At 72.7% G+C, this 18,932-nt stretch carries 18 protein-coding genes; 8 read left to right on the top strand and 10 right to left on the bottom strand.

Annotation, left to right across the window (positions count from 1 at the left end; translation table 11 throughout):
- Positions 1 to 124: 124 nt before the first annotated feature.
- The 5 genes from ACH41F_RS06335 to ACH41F_RS06315 are packed head-to-tail and all read left to right on the top strand — an operon-like array spanning position 125 to position 4,641.
- Positions 125 to 1,024 carry an RsbRD N-terminal domain-containing protein gene (locus ACH41F_RS06335; RefSeq protein ID WP_391232089.1) on the top strand — a complete coding sequence of 300 codons (900 nt, stop codon included), beginning with the start codon at positions 125 to 127 and terminating at the stop codon, positions 1,022 to 1,024.
- Positions 1,021 to 1,440, top strand: a complete 420-nt coding sequence (locus tag ACH41F_RS06330) for an STAS domain-containing protein (RefSeq protein WP_391232090.1) — start codon at positions 1,021 to 1,023, stop codon at positions 1,438 to 1,440. The genes ACH41F_RS06335 and ACH41F_RS06330 overlap by 4 nt, the downstream gene beginning before the upstream one ends.
- Positions 1,440 to 1,883: an ATP-binding protein gene (locus tag ACH41F_RS06325; RefSeq protein ID WP_391232091.1), complete on the top strand. Its 444-nt coding sequence runs from the start codon at positions 1,440 to 1,442 to the stop codon at positions 1,881 to 1,883. The genes ACH41F_RS06330 and ACH41F_RS06325 overlap by 1 nt, the downstream gene beginning before the upstream one ends.
- Positions 1,883 to 2,938: a SpoIIE family protein phosphatase gene (locus ACH41F_RS06320; RefSeq protein ID WP_391232092.1), complete on the top strand. Its 1,056-nt coding sequence runs from the start codon at positions 1,883 to 1,885 to the stop codon at positions 2,936 to 2,938. The genes ACH41F_RS06325 and ACH41F_RS06320 overlap by 1 nt, the downstream gene beginning before the upstream one ends.
- Positions 2,935 to 4,641 carry a SpoIIE family protein phosphatase gene (locus ACH41F_RS06315; RefSeq protein ID WP_391232093.1) on the top strand — a complete coding sequence of 569 codons (1,707 nt, stop codon included), beginning with the start codon at positions 2,935 to 2,937 and terminating at the stop codon, positions 4,639 to 4,641. Before ACH41F_RS06320 ends, ACH41F_RS06315 begins: the two co-directional genes overlap by 4 nt.
- 44 nt (positions 4,642 to 4,685) lie before the next feature.
- Here the strand turns inward: ACH41F_RS06315 and ACH41F_RS06310 are convergent, their stop codons facing one another.
- From ACH41F_RS06310 to ACH41F_RS06275, 8 genes are all read right to left on the bottom strand, one after another.
- A complete protein-coding gene (locus ACH41F_RS06310) occupies positions 4,686 to 7,436 on the bottom strand; it encodes a fumarate reductase/succinate dehydrogenase flavoprotein subunit (protein WP_391232094.1) in 2,751 nt (916 codons plus the stop codon).
- Positions 7,437 to 7,446: 10 nt separating this feature from the next.
- Positions 7,447 to 8,235 carry an ATP-binding cassette domain-containing protein gene (locus ACH41F_RS06305; RefSeq protein ID WP_391232095.1) on the bottom strand — a complete coding sequence of 263 codons (789 nt, stop codon included), beginning with the start codon at positions 8,233 to 8,235 and terminating at the stop codon, positions 7,447 to 7,449.
- Complete coding sequence (locus ACH41F_RS06300) at positions 8,219 to 9,100, bottom strand: ABC transporter permease subunit (protein WP_391232096.1); 882 nt, start codon at positions 9,098 to 9,100, stop codon at positions 8,219 to 8,221. Before ACH41F_RS06300 ends, ACH41F_RS06305 begins: the two co-directional genes overlap by 17 nt.
- Positions 9,097 to 10,440, bottom strand: coding sequence for an ABC transporter substrate-binding protein (locus tag ACH41F_RS06295; protein ID WP_398833416.1), 1,344 nt, complete (start codon positions 10,438 to 10,440; stop codon positions 9,097 to 9,099). Before ACH41F_RS06295 ends, ACH41F_RS06300 begins: the two co-directional genes overlap by 4 nt.
- Before the next feature lie 15 nt (positions 10,441 to 10,455).
- Positions 10,456 to 10,683 (bottom strand): ferredoxin family protein, encoded by a 228-nt coding sequence (locus tag ACH41F_RS06290; protein ID WP_351802318.1) that lies wholly within the window; start codon positions 10,681 to 10,683, stop codon positions 10,456 to 10,458.
- Between the two features lie 42 nt (positions 10,684 to 10,725).
- Positions 10,726 to 11,514 (bottom strand): UTRA domain-containing protein, encoded by a 789-nt coding sequence (locus tag ACH41F_RS06285; RefSeq protein WP_391232098.1) that lies wholly within the window; start codon positions 11,512 to 11,514, stop codon positions 10,726 to 10,728.
- A 289-nt stretch (positions 11,515 to 11,803) separates the two neighbouring features.
- Positions 11,804 to 12,682, bottom strand: coding sequence for an alpha/beta fold hydrolase (locus tag ACH41F_RS06280; protein ID WP_398833414.1), 879 nt, complete (start codon positions 12,680 to 12,682; stop codon positions 11,804 to 11,806).
- Positions 12,683 to 12,713: 31 nt separating this feature from the next.
- Entirely contained in the window at positions 12,714 to 13,415 is a 702-nt protein-coding gene (locus ACH41F_RS06275; protein ID WP_398833412.1) for an SDR family oxidoreductase, read from the bottom strand.
- Between the two features lie 313 nt (positions 13,416 to 13,728).
- Here ACH41F_RS06275 and ACH41F_RS06270 point away from each other — a divergent pair, with 313 nt between their 5' ends.
- From ACH41F_RS06270 to ACH41F_RS06260, 3 genes are all read left to right on the top strand, one after another.
- Positions 13,729 to 14,853 (top strand): 4Fe-4S binding protein, encoded by a 1,125-nt coding sequence (locus tag ACH41F_RS06270; RefSeq protein WP_398833410.1) that lies wholly within the window; start codon positions 13,729 to 13,731, stop codon positions 14,851 to 14,853.
- Positions 14,850 to 16,145 (top strand): DUF3533 domain-containing protein, encoded by a 1,296-nt coding sequence (locus tag ACH41F_RS06265; RefSeq protein ID WP_398833408.1) that lies wholly within the window; start codon positions 14,850 to 14,852, stop codon positions 16,143 to 16,145. Before ACH41F_RS06270 ends, ACH41F_RS06265 begins: the two co-directional genes overlap by 4 nt.
- Before the next feature lie 75 nt (positions 16,146 to 16,220).
- Positions 16,221 to 16,790 carry a TetR family transcriptional regulator gene (locus tag ACH41F_RS06260; RefSeq protein ID WP_391232104.1) on the top strand — a complete coding sequence of 190 codons (570 nt, stop codon included), beginning with the start codon at positions 16,221 to 16,223 and terminating at the stop codon, positions 16,788 to 16,790.
- Between the two features lie 231 nt (positions 16,791 to 17,021).
- Here the strand turns inward: ACH41F_RS06260 and ACH41F_RS06255 are convergent, their stop codons facing one another.
- Together ACH41F_RS06255 and ACH41F_RS06250 are read right to left on the bottom strand one after the other, a co-directional pair.
- On the bottom strand, positions 17,022 to 17,678 hold the full coding sequence (locus ACH41F_RS06255) for a response regulator (RefSeq protein WP_398833406.1): 657 nt from the start codon (positions 17,676 to 17,678) through the stop codon (positions 17,022 to 17,024).
- Position 17,679: 1 nt separating this feature from the next.
- Complete coding sequence (locus ACH41F_RS06250; protein ID WP_398833404.1) at positions 17,680 to 18,822, bottom strand: sensor histidine kinase; 1,143 nt, start codon at positions 18,820 to 18,822, stop codon at positions 17,680 to 17,682.
- Positions 18,823 to 18,932: the final 110 nt, after the last annotated feature.

The raw sequence follows: 18,932 nt of genomic DNA, 5'->3' as shown, positions 1-18,932 counted from the left end.
TGGTCGATCGGCAACGGCCCGCAAGCGTTTGCGGCGGACCGGAACGGCGACCGCTCCCGGACCGGCCGCACCGCAGTCACCGGGCTCCACGCGACGCGCACGACCCCGAAGAGGAGATGAACAGGTGCCGGAACAGCAAGCGGCAATACAGCAAGGATCACCGGCTCGGCAGGTAGGGGAGTTCCTGCACCGCCACCGGGTACAGATCGCACAGCGCTGGGCCGACGAGCCTCTGTTCCGCAGTGTGTTCACCCTCTCGCGGGACGAGGCCGTGGAGGCGGCCCGCACCGTCGTCGAGGCACTGGCGCGGGTGGCCGACTCGGACCGGGTGCACGACACCGACGCCGAGGGATTCGCGGTCGTACGCGAGCAGTTGGCCCGGATGGCCGCCGCGCGGTCCCGCGCCGGGGTCACCATGGCGCAGGTGTCCGCCGAGGTGGAGGCGCTGCGCCCGCCCGTCGCCGAGCAGCTCGTCGAGGAGTTCCAGGAGACGTCGGCGGAGCAGGTGCGGGAGTGCGCCACCGCCTTCACCGTGCTGATGGGGACCCTGCGGCTGGTCGTTCTGGACACGGCGCTGTCCGAGGGGCAGGCGCTGATCGAGCGCCAGCAGCTCCAGCTGCTCGAGGTGGCCACCCCCGTGATCAAACTGTGGGAAGGCGTCGTCGCCGTACCCCTGATCGGAACGCTCGACAGCGCGCGCAGCCAGGTCGTCATGGAGACGCTGCTGAACGCCATCGTCGACCAGCACGCCCGCTTCGCCATCCTCGACATCACCGGCGTCCCGACGGTGGACTCGCTCGTGGCCCAGCACCTGATGAAGACCGTGGCGGCGGCCCGCCTGATGGGCGCGGAGTGCGTCGTGTCGGGCATCCGTCCGGCGATCGCCCAGACGATCGTCCACCTCGGACTGGACCTCGGCACCGTGATCACCCGCGCCGGCCTGGAGGACGCGCTGGCCTTCGCGCTCCAGGAGCTGGGTGTCGGGATCCTCGCGCCGAAGTCCGGAATCACGGGGGCACGATGACCGACGGCATCCACCACGGCCTCGCAGCCCACGTCCCGGTGCTGCGGCTGGGCGACGTGCTGCTGGTCACCCTCCAGGGCGAGCTGCACGACAGCATGGCGCAGCAGCTCCTGCATGACATCGCCACCACGATCGCGGACAGCAGGGTCACCGGGGTCGTGATCGACATCTCGGGCGTCGAGATCGTCGACTCCTTCCTCGGCCGTGTGCTCGCCGAGATCGCGGCGAACGCCTCGCTGCTGGCGGCGAGCACCGTCGTGGCGGGGATGCGTCCGGCCGTGGCGATCACCCTGGTCGAACTGGGTCTGACGCTGCCAGGACTGCGTACCGCCCTGAACACCGAGGCCGCCCTGGAGCTGCTGTCGCGCAGCACCCCTGCGGCCGGCCACGGTCGAACGCCGCGGGAGCACGCTTGATGCCCTCCTCCACGGCCGTCGAGGCGACCCTGCAGATCCGCTCCGACCTGGATCTCGCATGGGTGCGCCAGCATGTGCGGCAAGCCGCCGGACTGCTGGGCTTCGGTCTGGTGGCGCAGACCAAGCTGGTCACCGCGGCCAGCGAACTCGCCCGAAACACCCTGGTGCACGGTGGGGGCGGCCGGATGGAGTCGTCCGAGGTGGTCCAAGGACCGGCGCGCGGCCTGCGGCTGGTCTTCTCCGACGAGGGACCTGGCATCCCCGACCTGGAGCGGGCGCTCACGGACGGCTACACCTCGGGCGGCGGGCTGGGCATGGGGCTCGGCGGCGCGCGGCGCCTGGTGCACGAGTTCACGGTCGACAGCACCCCCGGAGAGGGCACGACCGTCACCGTGGTCTGCTGGGCCTCGCCGCAGCCGCCCCGACCCTACGGAGGGTCCTGATGCCGCGCGTGTGGGACGTACCGGTCCAGGACACCACCCGGGTGCGCGACGCCCGGGTGGCCGCGGAGCACGCCGCGACCCTCGCCGGCCTCGACGAGGCACGCACCGCGGCAGCCGCCCTGGTGACGACGGAACTGGCGACGAACCTGGTCAAGCACGCCCGCGGCGGCCGCCTGCTGATCGACGTGGTGCCCGAGCCGGAACCGGTGGACGCCGACGCCCCGGCACAGCTCGTCCAGATCGCGGCGATCGACCACGGCCCCGGCATCCCCGATGTCACCGCCGCACTGCACGACGGCTTCACCACGGCCCGCACCCTGGGCGCGGGCCTGGGTACCTGCCGACGCGTCGCCGACGGTTTCGCGGTGCACAGCGCGCCGGGCCGGGGCACCGTGGCCGTGGCGCGCGTCGGCCCCGCCGGATGGAAGACCGCACCCGACGCGTGCGGCGTACGGGCGGGCGGCGTCAACCTCCCGTTCGGCGGCGCCGAACACTCCGGGGACGCCTGGGTGCACGCCCGGCACGGCGACCGCGTGACCCTGATGCTCGCCGACGGCCTCGGCCACGGAACCCAGGCGTCTCACGCCTCGACGGCAGCGGCGCAGGTGGTCCGCGACTCCGCCCACCTCTCCCCGGCGGACCTGCTGAGCCGTCTCGACGCCGGCCTGCGCGGCACCCGGGGCGCCGCCGTGGCCGTGGCCCAGGTCGACTCCGCCGCCGGGACACTGCGGTTCGCCGGTCTCGGCAACGCGAGTGCCTGGCTGTGGGAGGGCGACGCCTGGCGCTGTCTGCTCTCGCGCCCCGGCATCGTCGGCGTGCACCGCCCGCGAACCCTGCGCGAGGACGTCAGACGGTGGGGCGCCGACCGCGTACTGCTGCTGCACAGCGACGGCCTGCCGGGCCGCGGCAGACCGCCGGCCGCGCCGGACCTGCTGGCGGCCGACCCCGCGGTGCTGGCCGCCGTCACCCTCCGCGACAGCGGCAGCGCGGCCCGGCCGGCCCGGGACGACACCACCGTGGCGGTCCTCAACCCGGCACCTGGGGAGGGCCGTTGAAACGCACCTGGGAGATCGACAGCGTCACCGACGCCACCCTGGCCCGTATCGACACCGCCCGGCTGGCCTCGGCGTACGGTCTGACGCCCCTGGAACGCACCCGCCTGACCGCCACGCTCAGCACACAGCTGCGGCAGTGCCTGGCCAAGGGCGGATCCTGGCTGCTCACCCTGGACGTCACCGACGCGTCCCCGCAGGCGCACCTGCACGTCACGCTCACCTCGACGGACCCCGCCGCACACGCCCCGTGGCACACCACCCTGACCTGCGCCGGAACACCGCTGGCGGACGACGGGCCGGTGACCGGGGCCCCGGAGACCCTCGCTCAGTCCCTGCTCGACGCCGACGAGGACGCCGCCCTGCTGCTGGAACGGCTCGCCGAGCAGGAGCAGTTGGTGGCGTTCCACCGGGAGGAGCTCCATCAGACCAACCAGGGTGTGCTGGCCCTCCACGCGGAACTGGACGCCGCCGGACAGGCCCAGCGGGAGGCGTTCGCCGCCGAACACCGGGCCCGCCAGGAGGCCGAGAGCGCCCGCCGGCGCCTGACCTTCCTGGCCGACGCGAGCGCGGCCCTGACCGCCTCCCTGAACCACGACGAGGTCGTCCGCCGGCTCTCGGAACTGCTCGTACCGGAGTACGCCCGCAGTGTCGACGTGTGGCTCTTCGACGGCGACGACGACCGGCGCCCGCCGGCCTCCCACCCCGCCGCCGCGGTCACCGCGGCCCGCACCGGACGGCCGCAGTACGCCGCCCTCAAGCCCGGCGGACTGCCCGGCGTCGACGACCAGCCGGCCTCGGCCCTGGACCCCGAACGCCCCCTGCTGTGCGTCCCGTTGCCCACCCGCCGGGCACCCCTGGGCGTGCTGACCCTGGTGCCGCCCGGCGACCACTGGGACCCCGACGACGCGGTCATGATCATCGAGTTCGCCCGGCGCGCCAGCATCGCGATCGACAACGCCCGGCGCTTCGAGCGCAATCGCGACATCGCCGAGACCCTGCAACGGGCCCTGCTCACCGACCTGCCCAGGACACCGGCGCTGCGGCTGGCCGCCCGCTATCTGCCGGCCACCCACGGGCTGAACATCGGCGGTGACTGGTACGACGCGTTCCGCCAGCCCGACGGCTCCCTGGTCGTCGTCATGGGCGACGTCACCGGACACGGGCTGCGCGCCGCCGTCATGATGAGCCAACTGCGCACCGCACTGCGCGCGTACGCCGTGGACGGCAGCAGTCCCGGCACCCTGCTGACCCGGCTGCACGAGTTCCTGCACCACCTCCAGCCGGACCTGTACGCCACCGCCGTCGTCGCCCGCTTCCACCCCGACCGGCCCACCCTCACCTGGGCGGCGGCCGGTCACCCGCCGCCCCTGCTGCGCACCCCCGACGGCCAGGTGCACACCCTGGACGCCAAACCCGGCGCCATGCTCGGCATCCCGCTGAGCCAGGAGATCGAGGACCACGTCGAGCCGCTGCCGCCGGGTTCGACGCTGGCCCTCTACACGGACGGCCTGGTCGAACGCCGTGCCCAGGGCATAGACCCGGGCATCGCGCGCCTTGCGGCCGCACTCCAGTCCTTCGGGCCGGCGGACCTGGAGCAGGACCTGGACAGCTCCGCGGACCGGGTCCTGGTCCCCATGCTGAGCGACTCCGAACGCGACGACGACGTGTGCCTGTTGCTGTGCCATGTCGCGGAGCGGACGTAGGACCTCGTCGGGCCTCGCCGGACCTCAGAGGGTGACGGTGCCGGTCACAGCGCCCGTGCCGCGTAGGCCCTGACGTCCGCGTCCGAGTCCGTGGTCGCGGTGGACAGGGCCGCTCGGGCGTCGGCGGTGGCCCGGTGGCGGGTCAGGGCGCGCACAACTGCCTTGCGGACGTCGGCGTTGGGATCGGCGAGGGCCTTGGCGAGGGCCGGGACGGTGCGCTCGGGGTCGCCGGCGGACAGTGCGGTGGCGGCGCCGGCGCGCACCTGCCAGGCGGGGTCGGCGAGGGCCGCTTCCGCGTGGGCGGCCAGGGCGGGCGGGCAGCCCGTCGTGCCGAGCGCCTCGTAGGCGGCTCCGCGGACCAGGGCGTCGGGGTCGTTCACGAGGTGCGCGAGGGTCCCGCTCGCCTCGGGGCCCGCGGTGGCCAGGGCCTTGGCGATGGTGACGCGCACCTCGCGGGAGGGATCGACGGTCGCCGCGCGGGCCACCTCCCCGACGGCCTCGACCGAGACCAGGGCACGTACGGCCGCGATGCGGACGGTGATGTCCGCGTCCGACAGCGCCGCCGCGAACAGCCCCTCGTCACCCAGCCGCAGAGCGCGCAGGACGTCCAGGGCGGCCGCTCGGACCACCGGGTCGGACTGGGACAGGGCCGTGGCGAGGCCGTCGCGCAGGGCCGGCTCGGGAGGCAGCGTCTCGACCAGCTCCCGCAGCGAGGCGGCCGCGGCGGCCCGCACCCCGGCGTCGGAGTCGGCCAGCGCCGCGGCCAGCGCCGGTCCGGTGCCCGCGGGGACGGTCTCCGTCAGGACCGTCACGGCCGTACGGCGCACTGCGGGCTCGGGGTCGGCCAAGTAGGGGGTGAGGGCGGACAGTTCGGGTGTCTCCTCGGTGAGGGAGAGCAGGGCGAGCAGGCGCGGGGTGGCCGGCGTCTCGGCCTCGGCCTCCTCACCGGCGCGTGCGGCAGCGCCGGTGGCGGCGGACTCCTGCCCCCACGCCACCGGCGCCACGTCCCGGGCGCCCGCCGTCGCGACCTGCTCCGCGTGGACCTCGCCGAGGTGCCTGGAGGGGCCCCCGACCGGGGTGAAACCCTCGACCGGAACCAGATAGGGGCTCACGGGACGGGCCGTGAACTCCATCGCGCCCGCAGGGGACTTGCGCAGATCGAGGTGGTGGAACCAGGAGGCGTCGTCGCGCTGCGGATGGTCGATGCGGTCGTGGTAGAGACCCCAACGCGACTCCGTGCGGGCCAGCGAGGACCGCGCGGCCATCTCCGCGCAGTCCCGGATGAAGGTCACCTCGGCGCAGCGCATCAGCTCGTGCGGGGTGCGGGCACCCATCGCGGCGACGTCGGCGCGCATCCGCTCGAAGGCGTCCAGCGCCAGCGAGAGGCGGGCCCCGGACTTGGGCGGGGCCACGTAGTCGTTCACGAATCGCCGCAGCTTGTACTCGACCTGGGGCTGGGGCGGCCCGTCGGGGTTGCGCAGCGGGCGGTAGATCAGCTCGTGCGCCTCCTGGAGCTGGTCCGGGGGCAACTCGCCCTCGTAGGGCCGGTGCTGGGCGGCGTCGGCGCCCGCGAGGTCGCCGAAGACGAAGGCGCCGATCATGTAGTTGTGGGGGACGCAGGCCAGGTCCCCGGCGGCGTACAACCGCGGGACGGTCGTGCGGGCGTGGTCGTCGACGCGGACGCCGGAGGCCGAGTGGCCGCCGCACAGGCCGATCTCGGAAATGTGCATCTCGACGTCGTGGGTGCGGTAGTCGTGACCGCGGCCGGCGTGGAAGGTGCCGCGCGTCGGGCGCTCGGTGGAGTGCAGGATCGACTCCAGCGCCGAGATCGACTCCTCGGGAAGGTGGCTCAGTTTCAGGTAGACCGGTCCGCGGTCTCCGGCCACCTCCTCGGCGAACTCGGCCATCATCTGGCCCGACCAGTAGTCGGAGTCGACGAAGCGTTCGCCGTGCCGGTTGACCTGGTAGCCGCCGAAGGGGTTGGCGACGTACGCGCACGCCGGGCCGTTGTAGTCCTTGATCAGGGGGTTGATCTGGAAGCACTCGATGCCGGTGAGCTCGGCGCCCGCGTGGTACGCCATCGCATAGCCGTCACCGGCGTTGGTCGGGTTCTCGTACGTGCCGTACAGATAGCCGGAGGCGGGCAGGCCCAGGCGGCCGCAGGCGCCGGTCGCGAGGATCACCGCGCCCGCGCGGACCGTGACGAAGCCGCCCGTGCGGGTGTTGAAGCCGACCGCCCCCACGGCCCGGCCCTCGGCGGTGAGCACCCGTACCGGCATCACCCGGTTCTCGATCCGGATCAGCTCGCGCATCTCGCGGCGCCGCAACTGCCGGTACAGGACCTTCTTGACGTCCTTGCCCTCCGGCATCGGCAGCACATAGGAGCCGGAGCGGTGGACCTGGCGGACCGCGTACTCGCCGTGCTCGTCCTTCTCGAACTTCACGCCGTACGACTCCAGGCGCTGCACCATGGCGAAGCCGCGGGTGGCGGTCTGGCGGACGGTGGACTGGTCGACGATGCCGTCGTTGGCGCGGGTGATCTCCGCGACGTAGTCGTCGGGTTCGGCGCGGCCCGGGATGACGGCGTTGTTGACGCCGTCCATGCCCATGGCGAGCGCGCCGGAGTGGCGGACGTGGGCCTTCTCCAGCAGCAGCACCCGCGCGCCGTGCTCGGCGGCGGTCAGCGCCGCCATGGTGCCCGCGGTGCCGCCGCCGACGACGAGGACGTCGCAGGTCAGTTCCTCGGCGTCGGTGAGGGCGGGGATCTCCAGGGGGGTGTTCACGGGGCTGGTCACAGGGGGCCTTTCAGGTACCGAGCGAGGTGAGGATGTCGCGCCGCAGGGCCACGCGGGCCGGGTCGTCGCGCGCCGTGCGCTCCCGCGGGCGCGGCACGTCGCGTACGGCGATCAGCCGGCCGGAGCCGAGGAGGGCCACGCGGTCGCCGAGGAACAGGGCCTCGTCGACGTCGTGGGTGACGAAGACGACGGTCGCGCCCGTGCCGTGCAACACCTCCACCAGAAGGTCCTGCATCCCGGCGCGGGTCTGCGCGTCGAGCGCGCCGAAGGGTTCGTCCATCAGGACCGCGCGGGGCCGGCCGGCGAGGGCGCGGGCGAGCTGGGCGCGCTGGCGCTGCCCGCCGGAGACCCGGTGGGGCAACTGCCGTGCCCGGTCGGCGAGTCCGACCCGCTCCAGCCAGGCGTCGGCCTGCTCCCTGCGTCGCGCGCGGGGCAGTCGCTGGATGGCGAGGGGCAGCTCCACGTTGGCCCGCAGGGTGCGCCAGGGCAGCAGGGCGTCCTCCTGGAAGACCAGCGCGCGGTCCGCGCCGGGGCCGGTCACCGGCCGGCCGTCCTGCTCCACCGTCCCGTCCAGCGGGGGCAGCAGTCCCGCGAAGGTGCGCAGCACGGTGGACTTGCCGCAGCCGGAGGGACCGACGACGGTGAGGATCTCGCCGGCGGCGACATCGAGGTCCACGTCGGTCACGGCCGGGGCGTCCGGCCGGCCGAGCGTGGCCCCGCGGAAGGTGAGGCGGGTGCCGCGCGGGGACACCGGCGCGGTCCTCGCCGTGGTCGGCCTGGTCTCAGACGAGGTGCTCATCGCGTGCCTCCTCGGCCTTGGCGGGCGGGACGGTGGACGGCGCCACCCGGGTCCGGGCGGGGCGGGGCCGGGCGTCCGCGGCGTACGACGTGCGCGGCAGCCAGCGGGTCAGGCGGCGGCCGACCAGCTCCACCGCGGTGGACGTCAGCCAGCCGAGCAGGCCGATGGTGACCATGCCGACGAACACGCCCGGATAGTTGACGATCGTGTAGTCCTGCCAGGTGCGGTAGCCGACGCCGTACTGGCCGGAGATCATCTCGGCGGAGATCACACAGATCCACGACACGCCGATGCCGACCGACAGGCCGCCGAAGATGCCGGGCAGCGCGCCCGGCAGGACGACCGAGCCGAGCACCCGCCACCCTCCGCCGCCCATGGTGCGCACCGCCTCCTCCCACACCGGGGTCAGCGCGCGCACCGCGTGCCGGGTGGAGACCAGTACCGGGAAGAACGCGGCGGTGAAGGTGATGAAGACGATGCCCTGTTCGTTGGAGGGGAACAGCAGGATCGCGACGGGCACCATGGCGATGGCCGGGATGGGCCGTACGACCTCCAGGACCGGTCCGAGCAGGTCCTCGGCGAGCCGCGAGCGTGCCACGAGCACGCCGGTGGCCAAGCCCAGGACGGCGGCGAGCAGGAATCCGGTGACGATCCGGGTGAGGCTGTCGGTGAGGTCGGTCCAGTAGTCGGGCCCGGCGAGCCGGTCGGCGAAGGTCCGGGCGACGTCGGTGACCGTCGGGAACTGCCCGAAGCGCAGCCAGACGTTCACGTCGCAGGTGGTCAGCAGCTGCCACAGCCCGAGTGCGGCGGCGAGCGAGCCGGCCCGCAGCGCGAGCCGGCCGGTCCGCCGGGGATAGCGGCTCACGAGGCCCGTCCCAGGGCCTCCGCGTACGTGATCACCTGGGCGCCGTTGTGCGCGCTGACGTAGGCGCGGGCGGTCTCCGGGGCGACGAAGGGCAGCAGCTGTTCGCCGTCCGCCACCCAGACGGCCTTGTCGGCGAACCAGAGGGTGCCGGTGGTGGCGTCGGGGACGTACGCGGCGCGGAGGGTGTCCTTGTGCTCGGCGACGTAGGCGAGGAGCCGGGCGGGGGAGGGGAAACTCCGCGTCCTCGTCGCGCCCTTGGGCCAGACCTCGCTCGCGGCGGCGGGCGGGGCGGCGGCGAGCCGCTCGGCGTAGTCGGCGCCGAGGGCCTTCTTGACGTACTGGTCGTCGACGAAGGCGTCCACGTCGATGTCGCCGGTCAGCTTGGCCGCCTTCAGTACCGACACGTCCTGTTCGAGCGCGGCGACGAGCTGCGGTTTGACGGCCGGGTCGAAGGTGGAGATGCCGTGGGCGCCGTTGTAGAGGTAGACGACCTCGGCGGGCAGGCCGGTGGCCTTGGCGACCTTCTCGGCGGCCGCCACGGGATGGGCGGTGAGGTAGTCGGTCGCCTCTGCCTGGGCCTTCAGGAAGGCCTCCAGCACGGCGGGGCGTTCCTCGGCGAAGTCCTCGCGGGCGGTGACGCCGTGGAAGGTGGGCAGGTTCAGCTGGGCGCCGTCGTACAGCGCCTTGGCCTTGCCCTGGTAGGCGAGCAGGCCCGGCCAGGCCACGAACTGGGACAGGGCGTCGGCGCTGCCCGCCGTGAGGGCCGAGGCGCCCACCGCGGGCTGCTGGTTGAGCTTCTCGATGCCCCGGTTGGGGTCGATGCCGGCGCGCTGTAGGGCTCGTACGAGGGTGCCGTCGGCGGCGGAACCGACGCTGGTGGAGACCTTCTTGCCCTTGAGGTCCTTCAGCGACTCGAGCTTCGACGTCGGCGGGACGACGACGGTGTTCAGGCCGCCCTTGAGGTTGTAGCCGGTGACCGAGACCAGGTGGGTGGGCTTGCCCAGCTGCCTGCCGCGGGCCGCGTTGATGAGGAGCGGGAAGTCACCCATCGAACCGATGTCGATCTTCCCGGCGGTCATCTGTGCGGTGATGGGGGCGCCGGTCGCGTAGTCCTGCCAGTCGACCTTGTACGTCTTGCCGTCATCGAGGGCGTTGAGCTGTTTCTCGAAGGAGCCGAGGGAGCGCAGGAGGGTGCCGGCCGTGACCGTGTTGATGGTCTTGGACTGGTATCCGACGGTGACCGTGACCGTGGAGCCGCTGCCCGCCTCGGCGCTGCCCCCGCAGGCGGACAGCGGGAGCAGCAGGACGGGTGCGGTGAGTGCGACTGCGGTGCGTCTCATGGCGGTTGGGGCCTCTCAGCGGAGCAGATAGGGCATGTTGACCGTGACGGCTCCGGTGGGACAGCGGGCCGCGCACGGGCCGCAGTACCAGCACTCGTCGACGTGCATGTACGCCTTGCCGTTGGTCTCGTCGATGGCGAGGGAGTCCAGCGGGCACATGTCCACGCAGAGCGTGCATCCGTCGATGCACTTCGACTCGTCGATGGTCACGGGCACGTCGGCACGCTGGGGCACCAAGGGCATGGCTGTCTCCGGGAAGGTCGTGCTGAGGGGAACGGGTGGTGTCTACAGGGCGCGGTGCAGCAGACCGCTCATCGTGATGCGGTCGCCGCGGAAGCGGATGAACTCCAGGTCGACCGGGCGTCCGTCGGCGAGGTGGGTGAGCCGCTCCAGCATCAGGACGGCCGCGCCGCGTGGCGCCTCCAGGACGGTCGCGGAGTGGGCGTCGGCGTTCACCGCCTCCAGGGTGATCTCGGCGTGGCCGAGTCGCCGGCCGGTGAGGGACTCCAGGAGGCGGAAGACGTCGGTGTTCTCCAGATCGGCGCCGAGCAGGGCGGTGCCGATGTCGAGCGGGATGTAGGTGAGGTCGAGCGAGAGCGGGAGGCCGTTGAGGCGGCGCAGGCGTTCGATGTAGAGGACGTCGGCGCCGGGTGGGACGCGCAGGCGCTCGGCCACCGGGGCGGGTGCGGGCGCGGGGCCCATGGTGCGGACCTCGTTGGTGACCTGGCCGTGCTCGCGCAGGGTCTCCGCGAGGCCCATCAGGCGATCGAGCCCGTGCGGGTACTTCTGGGCGACGACCACCGTGCCGACGCCGGGGAGGCGCTCCACCAGGCCCTCGGCGCGCAGCAGGTCGAGGGCTTGGCGGACGGTGTTGCGGGAGGCCCGGTAGTCGGTGGCCAGGGTCGACTCGTGCGGCAGGGTACCGGCGGGGAAGCCTCCGGTGAGGATCTGGTGGCGCAGGAGGTCGGCCAGCTGGCGTGCCTGGTCCGCGCGCAGCCGGCGCCGCGTGCGCTGGGCGGCGACGGTGGGCGCGCCCTGGCCGGCGTGGTCCCGGATGCGGTCGGTGGATGGCATGGCCCGAACCATACTTATCCGGTAGGGATAGTGGTGTTGCTGGAGTGTTGCGCCACCTGACGCACCGGCGGATGCGGGCTTGACCTGGCGTTTTGCCGGGGTGAGGGGGAGATCTGCCAGCGGCACCCCCTTCCCGAGGGACTGCGGCGCCCTCGCGCGGGCCCGCGCGTCGGACGGGTACGCCGGGGCCCACGGACAACACACACGGCGGCGGACGGCACCCTCGCGCTGGGTGCCGTCCCCGTCGGGTCTCTTCGGCGCCGGCGGTCGCTGCTGCGGCCCGCAGTGGTCAGGCCACCGTGTTCAACAGATCCGCCAGCAGGTCGGGCCGTTCCAGGGCGATGAAGTGGCCGGCCTTCGGTACCTGCGTGAACTCGGCGGTGGGCAGCAGGTGCCTGTTGGCCTCCCGGTCCGAGGGGCGGGACCAGTCCTTCTCGCCGTAGACGAGGTGGACGGGGGCCTTGACCTCGGGGTAGCGGGAGCGGGCCGCGATGAGGCTGGGCAGGTTCTGGTAGACGCCCCGGGCCACGGTCGGGTACCCGGGACGGCCGCCCACCTGGAGGAGCTCGTCCACGTAGTCCTCGTGCAGCGCGGTCTTGTCGACCAGCCCGCCCTGAAGGATCCTGCGGAGGGCCGGCTTGGGCTCCACGCCGGCGATCACCGGGCCCACCCCGGGCGCGAGAACACCGCTGACCACCACACGGGCGAGGAGGCTGGAGCGGGCGATGCCGCCGCGGAAGTCGTAGGTGTTCACCGCGACGACGCGCCGGACGCGCTCCGGCAGGTCGGCCGCGGCGGTCAGGGCGAGCACCGCGCCCATGGACTCCCCGACCAACGTCACGTCGTGCAGGTCGAGTTCGGTGAACAGCCGCTCGACGCCCGCGCGCATCGCCGGCTCGTCGTAGGACGCCCCGGGGACGATCTCGGAATAGCCCATCCCCGGCAGGTCGAGGGCGTACACCGTGTACCGCTCGGCGATCAGGGGGATGAGGAGGCGGAAGTGCTCGGCCTGGGTGCGCACGGTGTGCAGCAGGACCAGCGGGGCGCCGGTGCCCGCCCTGAGGTAGCGCAGTGTTCCCTCGCGGCTGTCACGTCCGGTGCGCGGGGCGAGGGTGTGGGTGGTGGTCCCCGGGATGTGCATCGTGGGACGTGTCTCGTGGCTGGGCATCTCGCCGTCTTCCTGTTCTGTCGCCGCAGTCCTACTTGGCCAACTGCTCGTACAGCCCGGCGAGGTCGCCGGCGAGGCCCGCCTTGACCTGGCGTGAGATGTCGTCGGCGAGCACCTCGTAGGCACCGCTCTCGACGCCGTCGAGGGCGAGGGCGGCGACGTCACGGGGGCTGGACTTGGGTGCCTCGACGCCCGCCGCCAGGTCGGTGTCGACGTATCCGACGTGCAGTCCGGTGACGGAGATGCCGCGCGGCTTCAGCTCCAGGCGCAGGGAGTTGGTCTGCGACCACAGGGCGGCCTTGGAGGCGCTGTAGGAGCCGCCGAGGGCCAGCCAGGAGAGCACGGAGTGCACGTTGAGGATGTGGCCGCCGCCGTTGCGTTCGATGATCGGTACGAAGGCGCGGGTGAGCAGCAGCGGGCCGTAGAAGTTGGTCTCGAACTCCCTGCGCACGTCGTCGACGGGGGAGTCGAGGTAGGAGGCGCCGACCGAGGCACCGGCGTTGTTGATCAGCACGGTGACGTCCTGCGCCTGTGCGGCGGCCGCCGCCACGGCGGCCGGGTCGGTGACCTCCAGCGCCACCGGGACCGCGTCGGGGTGCGTCACGGTGCGCGGGTCGCGGGCCGTGGCGTAGACCTTGGCGGCGCCGCGGGCGTACAGCTCCTCCACCAGCGCCTTGCCGATGCCACGGCTGCCGCCGGTGACGAAGACGTTGGCGTTCTTCAGAGCGGTCATGACTGCCTCCACGAGAGATGGGAAACCGATCGGTGTCCAACACAGTAAACCGATCGGTTTCCGTGCGCAAGGTGGGTCGGCGGGGCGGAGGGGAGTCGCTGCTGGAGCCCCCCGGCCCCTTGGGGTGCCCCTGACCTCCTGGGGGCCGCCGACGCCGCCCCGTGGCTCGGGCTTGCATGGGAAAACCGATCAGTTTACGGTGGTGAAACTGATCGGTTTCCGGCCGTGCGGGCGGGCGCGTCTCGTCGCCGCGCAGGCGGCACGTCCCGTCGCTGTGCGGGCGGACGTCCGCACCCGAGTCTCTAGGAGCACGATGACTGTCGCGCACGACGCCGAGGGGCGCCTGCCCGGTCCCAGACTGCCGGCGAAACTGGCCGCCCATCCGTCGGTCCAGGCCGTCCTCGCCCGGCGCGGAGCCGGAGACGCGGTACGCCCGCCGGCGGTGATCGACGCCGGCTGGCTGCGCGAACTGTGCCTGGCGGCCGGCGCCGACGACGCCGCGGCGGTCAGCCTGGACCACCCCGACCTGGCCGGCGAGCGCGAGCACGCGCAGTCGGCGCTGCCCGGCACCCGCAGCCTCATCGCGATGGCGGTGCGGATGAACCGCGACAACTGCCGCTCCCCGGCTCGCAGCGTGGCCAACCAGGAGTTCCACCAGACCGACGAACAGGCCAACCACGCCGCCCGCACCGTCACCCAGGCGCTCCAGGACGCCGGTCACCGCGCGCTCAATCCGTCCGTGGGCTTCCCCCAGGAGATGGACCGCTTCCCCAGTGAACGGATCTGGGTGGTGGCGCACAAGACGGTCGCCGTGGCCGCCGGGCTCGGCGTGATGGGCCTGCACCGCAACGTCATCCACCCGAAGTTCGGCAGCTTCGTCCTGCTGGTCACCGTCCTGGTGGACGCGGAGGTGAGCGAGTACGGGCAAGCGCTCGACTACAACCCCTGCATCGACTGCAAGTTGTGCGTCGCGGCCTGCCCGGTCGGCGCGATCGCCAAGGACGGCGCCTTCGACGCGCTGGCCTGCACCACGCACAACTACCGCGAGTTCATGAGCGGGTTCACCGACTGGGCGCAGACCGTGGCCGACAGCGAGGACGCCGCCGACTACCGCTCGCGGGTCACCGACTCCGAGAGCGCCTCCATGTGGCAGAGCCTCAGCTCGCCCCCCGGCTACAAGTCCGGCTACTGCGTCGCCGTCTGTCCCGCCGGCGAGGACGTTTTGGGTCCGTACCTGGACGACCGCAAGTCGTTCATGGACACCGTGCTGCGCCCGCTCCAGGACAAGAAGGAAACCCTGTACGTGATGCCGGGTTCCGCCGCGCAGGAGTACGCCCGGCGCCGATTCCCCCACAAGCCCGTCAAGGAAGTCTCCGGCGGCTGGCAGCCCCCGGCGAGGCGTTCCGCGTCCACCGAGCGAGAGAAACGTACGTCATGAGTGGCAGTCACCCTTCCCGCGTCCTGCGCGCCAAGCCCCTGTGGATCGTTAATGGCGTCATCACGGGCGTGCTGGCGCTGCTGTTCGCCGTCTTCTATGTCGGCGCCAACATCGACCCCGTCGATCACATGACCAAGCTGCCCGTCGGGCTGGTCAATGCGGACGAAGGCGCGGGGCAGGTCAACCTGGGGACGCGCATCACCGAATCGATCGAGAGGTCCACCGCGAGCGGGGACAAGATCGACTGGAGGGTGATGGGTGAGAAGGAGATGAAGGAGGAACTCGGCGAGGGCAAGCTGTACGGCGCGCTCGTCGTCCCCGCCCACTTCACCTCGTCCGTCACCGCGCTGACGAGCACCACGACCACCGGGACCCCGACCCGCCCGACACTGACGGTGCTGACCAACCAGTCCGCCGGCAGCGTGGGCTCCAGCCTGGCCCGGGCGGCGACCACCCAGGCGGCCGAGAACGCCTCGGCGCAGGTGGGCAGGGAACTGACCGCGCGGACCGGCGCCCAGCGGCAGACGCTGCCCGCCGCGGCACGCGTCCTGCTCGCCGACCCGGCCGCCGTCCGGGTCGAGGACGGGCACCCGCTGGGCTCGCACAGTGGCCTGGGCCTGACGGCGTTCTACTACGCCCTCGCCCTGGTGGTGTGCGGCATGCTCTCCGCCAACGTCATCAGCGGCCAGGTGGACCACGCCCTCGGCTACACCCACAACGACATGGGCCCGGTGCGCCTGCACCGCCCCCTGATCCGGGCCACCCGGGTGCAGACCCTCGCCATCAGCGCCACCCTCATGACCGCCCTGTCCCTGCTGATGGGCACTCTGGTCATGGTCGGCGCGGTCGGCGTCATGGGCATGGACGCCTCCCACCTGCCGCTGCTGTGGCTGTTCTCGGTGTGCGCCATCGCGGTCAGCGGGATCGGCGCCCTGACCCTCCTCGCGGTCTTCGGCACCCCCGGCATGCTGGTGGTCACGCTGGTCTTCATCGGGATGGCGGTGCCGACGTCCGGGGCCACCACTCCCCTCGAGGCGCTGCCCGGCTTCTACCGCTTCCTCGCGGAGTTCGAGCCACTGCGGCAGATCACCGGTGGCGTGCGCTCGATCCTCTACTACGACGCCCAGGGCGACGCGGGTCTGACCCGCGCGTGGCTCATGATGGCCGCCGGCCTCGCCGCAGCCGTCCTGTTCGGCTTCGGCGTCCTCGGGTGGTACGACCGCAAGGGCCTGCACCGCGTCCCCGCCGAGGCGGCGCCCGAGAAGACGGCGGTGTCGGTCCAGCCGAGGTGAGGGCGGGCGTCCGCACGCAAACCATCCGGAAACCGATCGGTTTCACCTTGCCTCGCCATGGGTTAACCTCGCGGTATGACCACCGAAGTGAAGCAAAGCCCCAGGGACCGGCTGCTGGAGGCGGCGGCGACGCTCACCTATCGGGACGGCGTCGGCATCGGCGTCGAGGCGCTGTGCAAGGCGGCGGGAGTGTCGAAGCGCTCCATGTACCAGCTGTTCGAGAGCAAGGACGCACTGCTCGCGGCGAGCCTGGAGCGGCGCACGTCCGCCTATGTGGCGGCGCTCCTGCCCACGGCGGACGACGATCGTTCACCCCGGGAGCGGATCCTCCATGTCTTTCGGGAGGTGGAGACGCAGTCGGGCGCCCCCGAGTTCTACGGCTGCCCCTTCCTGGCGGCGCAGATCGAGCTCAAGGACCAGAACCACCCCGCGAGCCGGGTCGCCCACGCGGTGAAGGAGAACCTGACCGCCTTCTTCCGTGCCGAGGCCGAGCGGGGCGGGGCGAGCGACGCTGATCTGCTGGCCCGACAGCTCAGCCTGGTCTTCGACGGTGCCAGCGCCCGCGCGGGCATCGGGGCGGACAAGCTGACGGGTCTCGTCGCACCCACGGTGACCACCCTGCTGGACGCGGCAGGCATGCGCTGACGCTTCGCTCCTCGGGATCGGCCGCCTGCGCTGACGTCTCGCTCCTCGGGGTCACCCGCCTGAGCCCGGCGGCGTGACGGAACCCCAAGGCCGAGCGCGAGCCGCCATCCCGCAGGCGAAGGGGCTCCCGGTCCGTCCGACGTCGGCACCCGGTCCGTCGCCCGCATGCCGGCCGAGGCGATCAGGGACAGTGACGCCCCCGCAGACCCACCAACCCGACTGCCCGGGCCCTCACAGCAGACCGAGGTCCCGCGCGCGCAGAGCCGCCTGGGTGCGGTCGCGCAGGGCGAGGCGGGTCAGGATGCGGGAGATGTGGTTCTTGACGGTGCCTTCGCTGAGGTAGAGGCGGCTGGCGATCTCCCGGTTGGTGTGGCCCTGGGCGACGAGTCGCAGGATGTCCGTCTCGCGGGGGCTCAGCGGGACGGCCGGGGCTGCGGGTGCGGTGGGGGAGGGCAGGGCGGCGGTGAGGTGACGGGCGACGGACGAGTCGAGCTGGGTGACGCCCGCGTGGGCGAGGCGGACCGCGTGGGCGAGTTCCTCGGCCGGCAGGTCCTTGAGGAGATAGCCGTGGGCGCCGGCCCGCAGCGCCTGCACCACGTACTCCTCGTCGTCGAACGTCGTCAACATCACCACCCTGCACCGCGGGGCCCGGCTGCGCAGGACCGCCACCGCCTCGACGCCGTCCATCCGCGGCATGCGGACGTCCATGAGGACCACGTCCGGGCCCAGTTCCAGGGTCTTCGCCACGGCGTCCCGCCCGTCCACGGCGGTGCCGACGACCGTGAGACCCGGCCGGATGGACAGCAGCGAGGCGATGCCGTCCCGGATGAGCGTCTGGTCGTCCACCACGAGCACGCGTACGGCCGTCCTGGGCTGCGGGTCGTCCATGTCAGGCCTCCCGGGCCTTCCCGCGCGGAACGGTCACCGTCAGCCGGGTCCCACCGCCGGGATCACTGTCGATGGCGACGCTGCCCGCCACGAGGTGCACCCGCTCCCTCATCCCGAGCAGCCCGACCCCGCCGGTGGCCTCGACAGGTGTGAAGCCCCGGCCGTCGTCGCTGACCACGAGCCGCGCGGCGTCCCCGGCCAGACGGAGCGTCACCGACACCCGAGTGGCCTCGGCATGCCGGCGCGCGTTGGTCACGCCCTCCTGCGCGGCCCGGTACAGGGCGGTCAGCTCAGGCGTGCCGTAGCCGTCCTCGTCACCGCTGACCTCCACCGTCACCCGCGGCGGCGCCTCACCGCCGTGCGCGAGGTCGGCGAGCGCCGCCGCGAGGGCGGGCAGCGGTGGCGGGGTCCGCAGCGCACGAACCGACTGCCGTACGTCGCCCAGCGCGAGCCTGACCGACCGCCGCGCCTCCTCCAGTGCCCGCTGGGCGGCCTCCGGGTCCCGCGCGCGGAAGTCCGAGGCCATCTCCAACTGCACGGACATCGCCGTGAGATGGTGCCCGAGGCTGTCATGGATGTCCCGGGCCAGCCGGTTGCGTTCGGTGGCGGCGGACAGCTCCGCGACCTGGGCCGCCTGCCCCTCCAGGGCGAGCCGGGCGTGCTGTTCGCCGAGGGCCACGGCGGCCATGGACAGCGCCAGCACCAGGCCGACGCAGAGCATCAGCAGATCGGAGACGTGCTCGGGATCGCGGTACCAGCCCGGATCCGTCAGCACGTACGCCATGAGCGGCCCGACCAGACAGAGCGCGCCCAGCACGAGAGCCGGCGTGCGGCCGAAGGCGAAGTAGGCGGTGAACGGCACCAGCACCAGCAGTACGGGCGCAAGGCCCGAGGCGTCGAGGAGCACCACCACGCCGATCAGCGCGCAGCGCGCCAGCAGGATCGGCACCCGCGCCGCGGCACGGCGAAGGACACCGGCCTCCAGGGCGAACAGCGCCCCGATCGCGGCGACGAATCCGGCCGTACGCCAGAACGCCGGTCCGGGACGGCCGTCCGGAACGACCGCCGCGTAGTACACACCGCCGAGCAGCACCGCCCCGTACAACAGCGACGGCACCCATCGCACCGGCACATGGCTCGTCATGCACACCCCCCTCGCCCACTGCCGTCAGGCTAGGCCGAACACCGCGTCCGCGGGGACGCCGGCGCCCGACTCCGGCCGAACGGCACATGCCGAACGGCCGTCCGCCGCAA

It is taken from the genome of Streptomyces sp. NPDC020489, assembly GCF_044386545.1.
Classification (GTDB): Bacteria; Actinomycetota; Actinomycetes; order Streptomycetales; family Streptomycetaceae; genus Streptomyces.
This window is presented reverse-complemented; position numbering and strand designations above follow the sequence as displayed.